This window comes from uncultured Anaerobiospirillum sp. (assembly GCF_902485895.1).
Taxonomy (GTDB): domain Bacteria; phylum Pseudomonadota; class Gammaproteobacteria; order Enterobacterales; family Succinivibrionaceae; genus Anaerobiospirillum; species Anaerobiospirillum succiniciproducens.
In genome coordinates, this window is the sequence record NZ_CABTML010000103.1 from 1 (window position 1) to 14,191 (window position 14,191).

The window sequence follows — 14,191 nt, forward strand, 5'->3', positions numbered from 1 at the left end:
ACCGTTAACTTATGAGGCTTGCGTAATAGAAAACTACATGTCCGGATCATGTAGAACCATGGTCAAAATCATATAGCAAAAGCCTTATATAAGCCACTCCCTAAAATCGACCAAGTACCTGCGTCAAGCTCACTGCAATCAGGTGAGCGGGCGTCTATGCCTAATGGAGCCAGAGAGCAAAATATGCCTGTAGCCAATGGCGAAAGAAAGCTTGGTGGTAACAATTTTGAGGGCGTTAATGCCTCTAATGTGTCTGTCCAAAATGAGTCAGAGAATATGCAAGGTGAAAGAAGATTAGCTGCAGCTAAGGTTGCACCAGAGGGGGAGCTGATTAGTCTAAGCGCAGGAGATCGCATGGCGATGGGCCCTTCATATCGTCGACGTAATGAAGGCGCTGCTCAAAATCGACCAAAGGCAGATTTTAGCGTGGCCCCTCAGATGCAGCAGGCTTTATCTGAGCTGTATGCAAAAAAGCTCGAAAAGCAAAAGCAGATGCAAAATCCAAACACTCTGCAAGGTTCGTCCTTTGCTCGCGTAGAGGATGTCTTTAGCTCAGAAGATGGCTGCAATATCGATACTCGTAGCATCTTACATCGTGAGCATCAGCAGGTGGTCACTCACCCAAGTTCAAGTAACGTAATGGAGCATGGACAAGCAAGTGGTGCTAAAGGCTACTCACAGCCACAACATGTTGCAGTAACCTCAAATCTGCAAAATCAGCAGCCTCATAGCTCTATCTTTGCAAAACCAGTACATAGTCAAAACCAGAGCTCAGTATTTGCCTCTCAAGGCAATAATCAAAGACCTAACAATGCCTTTGTACCAAACGAGCATGCCCATAATGAGCCTCGTAGTATGTTTGGTCGCTTCAATCCATTCCACAGATAGCCTGAGGCAACGAGATCTCATGCTATTTGATGCTTAAGCTTGCCCCAAAGCATAGCAATGCCAAGCAAAGTCAATCCAAGCATAGCAATGCAATGCCATGCTTGGCAAAGATGGGGAGTGCTGCAAGCTCAAGCAATTAATGAATCCATCATGGTCTTTGTTCGTCAGCTTGGTGACTGCTAGGCTGACGTTTTTTTGCTTTGAGCATATATAGGCTTAACTATTTGCATTTAAGCTACAGATAGCATGAGCGGGCGCATGAAAGTTGAGGTGCTGCTCTTAGCGCTTGTGATGGTCTAAAAAGATTTTTAGAGCGCTTAAAATGTCGCTATTGCGAGCTGATTCTTGGAAGCTAAGTATTAGCTACGTGTCTAGTTGTACAATAGACACAGACGACTTTACTTAGGAAAGGTGGTGCTGATGGCACCTTCTAGTGAACTTGTTATTTAGCTGTATGTTTATCTAGGCATGATGCGCTAAGTTCGTATGATGGCGAGTATTTAGTTTTAGCAAATACAGTTGAGTGACAAGCGCATTAAAAGTTCTAGCTTTTGCTTAGTTTGCAAAGTGCTCACTTTTGTATGTTTGTTGCGGTCAAGAATGCGATATATATGGTGTTTTGCTGCAGCTTAGTGGTGCGTTTTTAATTAAAGTAGAAGCAAAAGTTGATCAAAAGCGTTTTTTAGGTTGATTTGCAGTCTAAAAAATCGCATTATGAATAACTGTGATCATGCTACACAAAGCGTGAGGTTGGCTATTGGCTAACACTAGCGCTTGTGATGGAGCCTGATCTAAATTACTGATGACAGTTTGCTGTCACACAGTCTCTGGTCTTCCCATGCTTTTTATATATTGCAGTTGAGGATTGGTGAGATTGTCAGGTGTATGGTAAAGCGGTATCGTTGGCCGTTTTCCTTCAAGATATATCTGATAGTCAATAGTGAGATGTTTTGACGAGTTGCGTGCACGGCAGCTAGAGTAGGGATTTTTGTTCAAAATACTTACTTTAGTCCATTAGCTCGTCTAGAAGCCCATTATGGGTGAGCGTGCCAACGATTTGGAGTTATTTAGTGGAAACTAGAGAGAACGAGGCTGTAGCAGCCGAAGTTGTAAATACAGCGCAAGCTAAAGATGCTAATGCTGAGGCTAACAAGGGTTCAAACGAGAACAGCGGTACTCATCAGGAGCACATCAAAGAGGCTCTAGAGCTGCTGTATGTACACTTCCCGAAGGCCTTTATCAAGGATGGCGATTGTAAGCCTCTGAAGATCGGCATTTTAGAGGACTTAAAGCCTTTAATTGCTAATATCGAAGGTTTATCCATTTCAAAGGTTAGAGCAGCTGTACGTATTTATACTACTCGTCTGCGTTACTTCTACAGCGTACGTGAAGGCGCTATGCGTGTTAACTTAAACGGCGAAGAAGTCGAGCCAGTTACCGCAGAGCATGCTGAATATGCACGTACTCGCTTTACTGAGATTAACGCTCAGCGTCCTACCAAGCCTAAGAAGCCTCAGGGCAAACAGTTTAATAAGAATGGCAAGCGTCCATTTAACAAAGACGGCGAGAATAAGGGCGGTCAGCGTCGCGGCGGCTTTAACAAGGGTAACTCACAAGGTTTCCAGCGTAAGTTTGAGCAGGCTAAGCCATCTGACATTCGCGTAGGTCGTTACATCTTCGTTTCCATTGAGAGCAGCTACCACAAGGGTACTGTATCTGAAGAGCTCAATGGTGATATGGTCGGTGTAACTCTGCAAAATGGCTCTAATGCATTAGTTCCACTCAATCGCATCTACATTAGCCATGGCGGTCAGGGCCCACGTCGCAACTTCAACAACAATCGTGGCGGCAACTTCCGTAACAATCGCAACAACTATCGCAATGGTCAACGTAACCACAGCAATAATGGCGAGCGTAACGGCCACTCAGATCGCGCTCCACGCGACAACAAGGGTAGCTCAGAGCAGTAATTATCTTAGTTACCTTACCTGATTTTAAGCAAGGCGACATAGACTCTATGCCGCCTTGTTTACTATTGAACCTAGCAAAAAACGCACAGCCAATCACAAAAGCCTAATAGCACAGCATTAAACCAAGCTGCAGCATCTTGCGCCGCAGCGGCTGTCATAACAATTTGACAGACTCAACAATCTGCTAGCACCAACCATCAGGCAGCTCTAACAATTTGGTGGCCCCAACAATCTGCTAGCTCCAACTATCCGACAGCTCCAATAATCCATCAGGGCTATTTGCCAATAAAGGCTAAGTGGAGTTGCAGGTGCTGTTAATTGCTCTGGGGACTAGCTCATGCAAGATGCAACCAATAAACCGTGGTTAATGCTCGAATGCCTAGCAGGATTTAGCTATATGGCGCTAAATAACAGTGTTTTGGGAGATTAGCTGCCCAGTGATGGTGCTTATGTGTCATTTTGCAAGTGCGTTAGATTTGATAATTTACAACTAAGATTGCCGTTTTTACGGCAGATACGCTTGTTTTTGCATGCAAGATATTTGTTAAGAGTGCATGTATTTGCTAAACTTTCGAGTTTGTACATATGCTGTCAATCTAAGTTAATGCTATGTTCAAGCTGTTAACATATAAGCGCGTGTAACTAGATTTGGCTTAGTTACATGTAGCATTGCTTGCCATGATGACTGCCGCGTAGGTGCATTGCATCGTATTAAGCTGCAGTGCAAGCAACAAAGGTGCACTGTACGAATTAAGTATGCCTTCAGGCAACAAAGGTACATTGCACGTAACAAAATAAGTTTTTTCGCATTAGATGAGAGATCGGGCTCATCTAGTACTACACTCTACAATTGTCCAGGGCACATTACATTAAAGCGCCTCGTGCACAGCATGTGGCACTTAACTTGGACAGGTAATTTGGTGTGTGAATGGTTTTTTACTACTTATCTGCACTGTGAGGATAATGAATCCTTGCACGTAACTAAACTAGGCCGAAATACTTTTATCTTGGTGTTTAGTTATGGGCGCATAAGTAGTGAGATATGTGGATAGTTTTGCCAAGAGTGCCTAAAAGAGCATGCTAGGCATGAACTTTTAGACAAATAGCTATCCAAATTAAAATCGCAAAGGTAACTTCAGCTGTGCTTAAGCTCAATTTTTCACGATTAGCCTTATGCCTTGCATTACTGGTAACCTCAGTAACTGCTGAGGCAAAACTTGAAATTCCTACCAAGGAAGATTTGCCAGTGCTTGCTCCTGAGGGCATGCATCAGACAGCTTGTACTCGTACAGCTAATAGCTATCTTCGTGCCCACTACAAAGCTATCGATGTAGATAACGAGTTTGTAGATAAGGTGATCAAGCAGTACCTGTATATGCTTGATTACAACAAGAGCCTCTTTACCAAAGCCGAGGTCGATGAGATCTACGCTAATCGCGATCGCATCACCAGATCTATTCTGCTGTGCGATTTATCCTATCCATACGAGCTGTACAACTTCTTTATTCAGCGTCGCTTCAATAAGTACTCATACTTTGTCGATACCTTAAAGGCAGGCAATGTTGATTTAAGCACTGATGAGACTATTGAGCTTAAGCGTAATGATGCAGAGTTCTTAGCTGATGAAGATGCTTTAAAGCAGCAATGGTTAAAGGAGCTCAAAAACGAGCTTATCTTACAGCTTCTGTCTGATAAGACCGAAAAAGAAGCCTACAAGCGTTTAACCAACCGTTACAACGCCGCATTATCCAAGATTGCCCAAACCCGTTCAGAGGATGTGTTCTCTGTGTTTGAGAACGCCTTTGCAACTGCAATCGATCCTCATACCTCATATTTAAGCCCAGAAGATTCAGAGAACTTCAATGACAATATCAACTTGTCACTTGAGGGTATCGGTGCTGTATTGACCTCTGATGATGAGTACACTGTGATTAACTCAGTGCTGCCTGGATCTCCTGCTGAGCGTACCAAGAAGCTCAAGGCTAAAGATAAGATCTTAGGCGTGCGTCAGGCGGACGGTACTTATGATGACATTATCGGCTGGCGACTGAATGAAGTTGTTAAGAAGATTAAAGGTCCAAAGGGTACCAAGGTTACTTTAGATATCGAGCGCGGTGAGGGTTCTCAGATCTCTACCTTTAGCGTGGATATTATCCGTGACAAGGTACGTATGCAGGACTCCGAGGCTAAGATCGAAGTTAAAAAGCACAAGGGCAAGCAGATCGCTGTGCTGAAGATCAAGAGCTTCTACACCAATCTCAACTTAGATATCAAGAAAGAGATTGAAAGAGTTCAAGCTGAAGGCACTAAGATTGATGCTTTAGTTGTGGATTTACGTAACAACGGCGGTGGTCTGCTCCCTGAGGCTACTTTATCCTCAGGTCTGTTCATCAAGCAGGGCCCAATCGTTTTAGTACGTGATGCTCGTGGCAATGTAATGCCTCAGATCGATAGCGATTCTAAGGTTGCTTATGATGGCCCACTTGTGGTCTTAATCAACCGTCTGTCAGCATCTAGCTCTGAGATTATGGCTGCAGCTTTAAGTGATTACGGTCGTGCTCTGATTGTTGGCGATACTTCCTTTGGTAAGGGTACTGTACAGCAGTCTAAGCCACTTGCTCGTGTGTACGATTTCAACGATCAAGAACTTGGCTCAATTCACTACACCATTGCTAAGTTCTACCGTATCAATGGCGGCTCAACTCAGCTTAAGGGTGTTTCTCCAGATATCTACTTACCATCCTTAGTAGATCACGAGGAATACGGTGAGGGCTCTGAGAACAATGCTCTGCCATGGGATAAGATTAATCCAGCTCCATATGAGGCTATCTTAAACATTGCTGCTTATGTTCCTGAGCTGCAGCGTCTAAGCGATAAGCGTAGTGCCAAGAACGAGGTCTTCAAGATCATGAAGACAGACATGGATCGCTACTACAAGCTCAAGAACGATAAGGTATTATCTATAAACCTCGACAAGCGTAAGGCGCTTAAGGATGAGGACGATGCATACCGTATCAAGACTACAAATAAGCGCTTAGCCTTAATGGGCAAGAAGCCAATTAAGAAGCTTGATGACCTGCCTGATGACTTTGAGTTTGATGATGTTGTGTTAAATGAGACTGTAGCTATTGCCTCAGATTTTGCTGATGCGCAAAAGCAAAAGCTCTACAAAGCAAGCAAGGCTCCAGTATTAACTCGCTTCCAGGTTGAGCGCGATGAGATCTCCAAAGGCTCTGGCACTTCATCACCTCCAGGTGCTGCTGCAATGCCTGCCCGTCCTGATGCCGATCGCGTACAAAACAGCTCACTTAAGGCAAAAGCTCACGCTAAGGCCAAAGAGTCAACTAAAGAAGGCGCTAAGGACAGTGCAAAGGATAGCACTGAAAAGACCGCCGCTTTAGAAGGCACAGCTGCTGCAGAGATTCAAGAGCCTCAGAGCGATGGTGTTTCAATGCAAGCCGATAGTGCAGAGTTTTCAGCACAAAGCTATGCAACTGGCACTGGCGAGATTAATAACATGGATGCAGATGGTGCTTTATTAGGCCCATGGCGTACTGTCAACGAGGATGATACTTACTTACGAGTAAGTGACACAGAGTTCAAAGCTTTAATCGAAGACAGCAACACCAATTCCACTGTTAACTATCTGCGCGACAACTCTTACCCAAGCGTAATGCAAGAAGATAGTGCTGTAGCCGAGGATAAGAGCGTAATCCGCATGGTGCGCTAAAGCTTAGATTTCATCTAAAAGAGCAAAGGGCAGTTACTAAATTAGCAACTGCCCTTTGCTTTTGTTGAGCTTCAATGTGCTATTTATTTCCGCTTGATGCCAAGGCTGCATCATGCGGTTGTATAATTTTAATAATTTGCGCTGTGACGCATACTCAATGTTTTAGTTTAAGGACTTATCTGCAAGTATTTGCTTGATTAGATAAGAACAAGGGAGACACGGATGACTGCTGGCAACTTTAAGGCTAAAAAGCGTCTTGATTATAAGAAGCCTGACTTCACCGCTACTGATATCGAACTTAACTTTGTGTTGGGCAATGATTACACCGTGGTGCGATCAACTGCTCACTATGTTCGCCTGACTGCTGATAGCAAGGCTCCATTACGTCTTGATGGTGAGGAGCTAGAGTTAAAGGACGTACTGTTAAACGGACAGCCATGCAAGTACACCGTCTCTGAAAACGAATTAATTGTCCATGATGTGCAGGATGACTTTGAACTCACTACTGAGTGTGTCATCAATCCTGCTGCCAACACCTCATTGATGGGTCTTTATAAGTCTGCAGGTTGTTTTTGCACACAGTGTGAGCCTGAAGGATTTAGACGTATTACTTACTTCTTAGACCGTCCTGATGTTTTAGCTAAGTACCGTGTACGCATTGTTGCCCCTGAGTACGGCTGCGGCGTGTTATTAAGTAACGGTAATTTAGTTGATTTCGGTGTTGAAGATGGCCGTAACTTTGCCGTTTGGGAAGATCCGTTCCCAAAGCCAAGCTATCTTTTTGCTATGGTAGCTGGTACTTTTGACATTATTGAAGATAAGTTTGTCACTAAGTCAGGCCGTGAAGTTCAATTAGGTCTGTATGTTGATCGTGGTGCCTATAGTCGCGGCAAATGGGCTATGGAGTGCATCAAGCAGTCTATGGCTTGGGACGAGCAGCGCTTTGGTCTTGAGTATGACTTAGATGTCTTTAACGTGGTAGCAGTTGATTTCTTCAACTTCGGCGCGATGGAGAACAAGGGTCTTAACATCTTCAACTCAAGCTGTGTGTTAGTTGATCGCGACACTGCCACCGATACTAACTTCTACACTGTACAAGGTGTTATTGGACACGAATATTTCCACAATTGGACTGGTGATCGTGTAACTTTACGTGATTGGTTCCAGTTATCTTTAAAAGAGAGCTTAACTGTATTCCGCGATCAAGAGTTCTCCTCTGACGTTAACAGCCGTGTTTTAACTCGTTTAGATGCAGTTAACTTGATTCGCTCACGTCAATTTGCTGAAGATGCGGGCCCAATGGCTCACCCTGTTCGTCCAGAGCAGGTAATGGAGATGAATAACTTCTACACCGTTACCATCTACGACAAGGGTGCAGAAATCATCCGTATGATTCACACCATTTTAGGCGAGACATCTTTCCAAAGAGGTGTAGCTGAGTACATTAAGCATCACGATGGTTCTGCTGCAACCATTGAGGACTTTATCCTAGCAATGGAAACAGCCTCTTTACGTGACTTATCGCAGTTCCGCCGTTGGTACTCACAGGCCGGTACTCCAGAGCTCTTTGCTAAGTGGTCATATACCAATGTTGACCCAATAACCTCTGAGAACATTGACTCTGAACCGCATGCATCGGACTCAAATAAGGCCTCAGATGCTGCTTTAGCTGCACATGCTGCATTGCAAAAAGCCCATGCTGAAGCTGCTGCGCAAAAGGCTAGCGAGTCTGAAAGCGATGAGTTAGAGGACGATGAGTCCCAAGAGAAGGATAGTGCAGTGAATGTTGCTCAGACTAAGAGCAATGTTAAGCTTATCTTAACCATGCATCAGAGCACTCCTCCAACTCCAGGCCAAAAGACCAAGGAGCCATTTGTAATTCCAGTACGCACCTCATTCTTAACTGCCGAGGGTGAGAGCATTGTGCCGCCTGAGCTGCCTGAGGATGGTGTGCTGCTGCTTACTAAGGAGGAGCAAAGCTTTGAGTTTACTAATCTGCCTAAGGGCACTATCCCGGTAGTACTGCGTGACTTCTCAGCTCCTGTAAAGCTCAATGCAACTTACTCAGTTTCTGACCTTATCAATATACTTGAGCACTGCGATGATCCATTCATCCGCGTAGACTCATTCATGACTCTTATCAATAACTATATCCATGAGAATATTGATAAGGCTAAGACTGGCGATATGAAGGCCCCTGAGGACATCATCAGAGCTATTGCATACGTTATTAATGACGAAAAGCTTGACCTGCAGCTTAAGGCTAAGCTTATTAGCGTGCCTGATATTACTACTCTCATGGAGACCTTCAAGAAGATCGATATTGATGGCTTAAGCGCAGCTCGTGAAGGATTGAGCATCACTATCGCTAAGACTCTTATTAATGATTTCAAGAGCCTTGAGAGTAAGACTCGTTCACGTGGTAAATATAAGTACGAGCCTGAGGCTGCTGCTCGCCGTGCCGTACATGCTGTTGCTCAGCATATGCTGTGCGTGGGCTACCTTGCTGTAGATGATGGCATGAGCGCAGATGATCTCATCTCTAATGCCTACGAGGAGGCTAACAACATGACCGATCGCTTAGCTGCTTTACGTACTGCAGTTGAGTTAGATCTACCATGCGCAGAAAAGCTCTTAGGACTCTTTGAAGATAGCTATGGTAGCGATCCATTAACCTTCGACAAGTTCTTCTCAGTACAGGCTGCCGTATCTTCAGAGAACACTGTTAAGGTGGTACGTAAGCTCTTAGATCACCCACGATTTGACATCACCAATCCAAACCGTGTTCGCGCACTCGTAGGCACTATGGGCTATTCAAACCCAGTAGCTCTACACCGCCGTGACGGTATGGGTTACTCTCTGATGTACGATGTAGTAAGCAAGGTTAACTCCATCAACCCATCAGTAGCTGCTCGTATTCTCGATGGCATGATTAACTACCGTCGTTTTGATACAACTCGTATTGCCAAGGCTGAAGAGTACCTCAACAAGATCAAGAACATTCCAGAGGTATCCCGCTCCGTTTTTGAAAAGGTTGAAGCTGCCTTAAAGCAAGACGACGAGTCCATGTCTTAAGACACAAGGCCAACGATAGGCCAACGATAAGGCCAACGCTCCTAAAGCCTCATCTATGAGGCTATAGAAGCGATGGCCCATCAAGGCTTGTTCATCGGCATTAATACAATGCCAACAACTAAAGTTTAGTACCCAATACATCAAGATGTAAGACTATGGCTAGTGAACGCTACTATCACTTCATACTCAATATTGATCCTGAAGAGTTAATGCGCGTCTATCGCGGCTCTGCGCATCGTTTGCGTGTACGTTCTGTAGAGGGCAGTGTCATTGATATTGATGCTAACCATCTGCGCAAATTTACCACTCGCAGCGGTGTTCAAGGGCGCTTTCGTCTAGCTGTATCTGATACCAATAAGTTCTTACGCCTTGAGCGTATCTAACTAATACCTAGCTATCCATTCAAAAGTAAAAAAGAGCAAGCCCAAAAGGCTGACTCAGGCTAAGAATAGCTAGGGAGTAGTACTAAATTAGACCCCGCGTTAGCGGGGTTTTTCGCATATAGCAAAACTATCATTCTCGTGTACAATACGCTCGAGCCAATTTGAGTAAGTTAAAATGGATTTTTATCGAAAAGGAGCTTGCTTATATTGGGCTAAGTATTGAGTGCTATGCTACGTTATAGATAGTGGTAACAAGTCTAGGTATTTTGCTAGACCCGAGCCACTTGTCTGTGAGCTAGCGATGCTCAAACGCGCTTTGGTTCACCATATATTTGTCTTTTGCAGTTGTTTTCGGGGTGTGTGAAGATGTCACTTTACTCTCTTTATCCTGGTCTCATCCGTCCTCTGGTCTTTTCAATGGATCCTGAGAATGCACACAGTCTGACTATCTCAACTGGACGTTTCTTATCAAAGCAACCACTTTTAAAGCTCTTTTCTCAAAATGTAGCTTTAAAGCCTGTTGAGGTTATGGGCTTAAAGTTTGATAACCCAGTTGGTCTTGCCGCAGGCATGGATAAGAACGGTGATGCCATTGATTACTTTGGTGCTCTAGGTTTTGGTTACTTAGAGTTAGGTACCGTAACCCCTAAGCCACAAGATGGTAATCCACGTCCACGTATGTTCCGCGTTAAAGAGGCTCGTGGTTTAATCAATCGCATGGGCTTTAATAACAAGGGTGTTGATTACTTAGTAAATAACCTGCGTAATCGTCATTACAAGGGCATTGTGGGTGTTTCAATTGGTAAGAATGAAACTACTCCAATTGAGAGTGCAGCAAGTGATTACATTATCTGCATGCAGAAGGTCTATAACTGCTGTGACTATATTGCGGTTAACGTCTCCTGCCCAAACACTCCAGATTTAACTGCTCTTCAAGAGGCTGAGCCACTGATTCGCCTCCTTACCGCTCTTAAAGAAGAGCAATCAAGATTACAAAAGCAGTACAATCGCTACGTGCCATTAGTAGTAAAGGTAGCACCTGATCTTACTGATGAGCAGCTCATGGCTGTGTGCGATGCTTGCGTTGATCTCAAGATTGATGGTATGACCTGTACTAATACCACTACTAGCAGAAGCGAAATTCATGGCATGAGCCACGCATCGGAGTGGGGGGGGTTATCTGGCGAGCCAATTCAGTTTAAGTCTACTGAGACTCTTAAGAAGGCTGCTGCCCGTCTTAATGGCCGCATCCCTCTTATCGGTGTAGGCGGTATCAATGGCATTATTGCAGCTCGCGATAAGATGAGCGCTGGCGCATCCTTAATTCAGCTGTACTCATCCTTAATCTATCAGGGCCCAATCGTGGTCAAAGAGATTGTTGATAATCTCTAAACGACCGCAATCACCTTAATCAAACAACAAAGGCTGCATCACGCAGCCTTTTGTATATTACAAAACCAACACGCCCACGCGTAATTACAAAAACCAACACGCCCACGCGTTTAGATAATTGCCATATCTTCAAAGAATAAAAAGGCAACATAGCCAGAAGCCATGCTGCCTTGAGATGAAAGAAGATTCGTAAAACTCACCATAGAGCAAGCTAAAGTAATGCTCTATGTTTGAATGCAAGTAAATCTGGCTTAGTTACTAAACTCTGGTGCTAACAATATTTCCTAATGTATTCATAATCATGTTAGCAAGATTGTTTGCTGCTTCAACTGCTTTGCCATACTCATCATTTGTACGTTTGATTTCCTCAAAAACTGCATCTACGGAAACTCCATTTTGACCTAATGACTTTGCAGTTTCGAGTAAGGCAGTTTGGTCTTTATTGTTAAAGCCTACTTCTTATGCAGCAGCTTTTGAGGAATATTGATAATTAGAAAGGGATTAGGTTTCGCTCATACGTGATGAATGAGTAACATTAGACAGAGAGCTAACTGAGATTGCCTTGTGCAATTCCTTACAATAAATAGCGAGCATAAGCATGCGGATGATACAAAATTCTTGCTTTGATTATATGACACCAACATACGCAAGAATATGCGTCTACATCTCATTTTTGCGAAAAATAAGGCTACCTTTGAAGAGGTAGCCTTAGATGATATGAGAGATTTGAAATCGGTTTGCGAACTATTAACCGCCTAAAAGGTTAAGAGCAACGGTTGGACGCTGGTTAGCCTGAGACAGAATAGTCTGAGATGCCTGCTGAATGATCTGGTTCTGAGTTAAAGCAGCAGTCTCAGATGCGAAGTCAGTATCGCGAATACGGCTGCGAGCATCAGACTCGTTCTCAGCAATAGAGCTCTGATTACGAATAGTGCTTTCCATTCTGTTCTGTATTGCGCCTAAGGCCGCACGGCTAGAATCCACAGCCTGAATGAAGTTATCAATGTGCTCTAAAGTTTTCTGTGCGCAGCTTGGATAAGCTACAACCCAGTAAGCAAGTGATTTTGCTGCCGCATCAGAACAAAATAGACCAAACTTTCCGTTTTCACCGGCTTTAATTAGATTTGTTTTTGGATCGCCAGTTTGAAACTCGTATGCAACACCAGTAGCATCTTTTGCTGCACTCATAATGCCTTGCATATGGAAACCATGAATCATTAATAGGTTAATGGTGTCATTAGCGTTGGCTCCTACCTGGAAGAAATAATTGCCAGCATCATCTTTGAGACCATTAGCTGCACCTTTGCTTAACAGTACGTTAGCACCAGCGAATGTTGTTTTGTGTGCAATACGGCTGATCTCGTGAGAGAGTGATTTAACTTCTTCTTGAAGAGCCTGGCGATCTTTTTCGGTATTGGTACCGTTAGCTGCCTGAACAGCTAAAGTACGAATACGCTGCAGCATGTTGGTGGTCTCATCGAGAGCACCTTCGATGGTCTGGGCTAAGGCAATACCGTCGTTTGCGTTACGATTTCCCTGATTTAAGCCATTTATCTGGGATGTTAAGCGATCAGAGATCTGCAGGCCTGCAGCATCATCCTTAGAGCTGTTGATGCGAAGACCGCTTGAGAGTCTTTGGTATGAAGTATTGAGCGCAAGAGTAGAGTTAGCGAGTTTACGCTGTGCGTTAATCGAGCTAACGTTAGTGTTAACGTATAAAGCCATAGTTCTCTCCTTGTATTTGTATCAGCAGAGAGAGCTGTACAAGCACAATCTCCACCTTGCTTAATGCAATCAATGTATTCGTAAAAAGCATGGCATGCTACTTACGAATAGATTGTCTGCTGTGAATCTCTTCTAAATAAGGCCACCTCCGAAGAGGCAGCCTTAGGCGATATGAGAGATTCAAAAACGGTTAATAGCCTACTGGCCGCCTAAAAGATTTAAGGCAACAGTAGGTCTTTGGTTGGCCTGGGTCAGAATAGTCTGAGAGGCCTGCTGAATAATCTGGTTCTGAGTTAAAGCTGCAGTCTCAGATGCAAAATCGGTATCGCGAATACGGCTACGAGCATCTGATTCGTTCTCAGAAATAGAGCTTTGATTGCGGATGGTGCTTTCCATTCTGTTCTGTATTGCGCCTAGGGCCGCACGCTTAGAATCAACAAACTCAATGAATTTATCGATGCTATTTAAGGTACGTTGTGCCATGCTTGGTGTATTGACCATCCATCTCACAACGCCATTGTTTTTTGAAAGACCGGCTAGAGAATAGTTTTGCTCAACTTTGTCAGCAGGATTATCTAATTGCGCCATCTCGCTAATTGCAGCTTGTGAACAAATAGCATCCATAGTGAAAGCACCGCATTGGAGAGTGATTTCGTCCTTGGCATTGGCTCCCACTTGGAAGAAATATTCATACTTTTTAGGGCCAGCAGCGCCACCACCAGCTTGAGCAATTTCACGCATGAGGGTGTTAGCGCCACCACCATCGAGAACTTGCGCACCCGCAAAGGTGGTTTTCTTTGCAATACGGGTGATTTCATCAGACAGAGCGTAAACTTCCTCTTGAAGCGCCTTACGATCCTTTTCAGTGTTGGTACCGTTAGCTGCCTGAACAGCTAAAGTACGGATACGCTGCAGCATGTTGGTGGTTTCGTCGAGGGCACCTTCGATGGTCTGGGCTAAGGCAATACCATCGTTTGCGTTACGGTTGCCTTGGTTGAGGCCGTTAATCTGGGCAGTTAAGCGATCAG

General features: G+C 44.2%; 8 protein-coding genes. 6 read left to right on the top strand and 2 right to left on the bottom strand.

The genetic code is table 11. The features are described from left to right. The first annotated feature begins 156 nt into the window (after window positions 1–156). The 6 genes from RDO37_RS08155 to pyrD all read left to right on the top strand — a co-directional run bounded on the left by RDO37_RS08155 (window position 157) and on the right by pyrD (window position 11,438). Window positions 157–888, top strand: a complete 732-nt coding sequence (locus tag RDO37_RS08155; protein ID WP_308498733.1) for a hypothetical protein — start codon at window positions 157–159, stop codon at window positions 886–888. 1,070 nt (window positions 889–1,958) lie between these two features. Further along, window positions 1,959–2,858 (top strand): ProQ/FinO family protein, encoded by a 900-nt coding sequence (locus RDO37_RS08160; protein ID WP_308498734.1) that lies wholly within the window; start codon window positions 1,959–1,961, stop codon window positions 2,856–2,858. Window positions 2,859–3,999: 1,141 nt separating this feature from the next. Then, complete coding sequence (locus RDO37_RS08165; protein ID WP_308498735.1) at window positions 4,000–6,588, top strand: carboxy terminal-processing peptidase; 2,589 nt, start codon at window positions 4,000–4,002, stop codon at window positions 6,586–6,588. Window positions 6,589–6,810: 222 nt separating this feature from the next. Next, window positions 6,811–9,663: an aminopeptidase N gene (gene pepN, locus RDO37_RS08170; protein WP_308498736.1), complete on the top strand. Its 2,853-nt coding sequence runs from the start codon at window positions 6,811–6,813 to the stop codon at window positions 9,661–9,663. A 155-nt stretch (window positions 9,664–9,818) separates the two neighbouring features. Next, complete coding sequence (locus RDO37_RS08175) at window positions 9,819–10,046, top strand: DUF2835 family protein (RefSeq protein WP_027939033.1); 228 nt, start codon at window positions 9,819–9,821, stop codon at window positions 10,044–10,046. A 366-nt stretch (window positions 10,047–10,412) separates the two neighbouring features. Further along, entirely contained in the window at window positions 10,413–11,438 is a 1,026-nt protein-coding gene (pyrD, locus tag RDO37_RS08180; protein WP_308498737.1) for a quinone-dependent dihydroorotate dehydrogenase, read from the top strand. A gap of 747 nt (window positions 11,439–12,185) precedes the next feature. Here the strand turns inward: pyrD and RDO37_RS08185 are convergent. Together RDO37_RS08185 and RDO37_RS08190 are read right to left on the bottom strand one after the other, a co-directional pair. Continuing rightward, on the bottom strand, window positions 12,186–13,163 hold the full coding sequence (locus tag RDO37_RS08185) for a flagellin (protein WP_308498738.1): 978 nt from the start codon (window positions 13,161–13,163) through the stop codon (window positions 12,186–12,188). 198 nt (window positions 13,164–13,361) lie between these two features. After that, on the bottom strand, window positions 13,362–14,191 hold an 830-nt coding region (locus RDO37_RS08190), incomplete at its 5' end, for a flagellin (protein ID WP_308498739.1).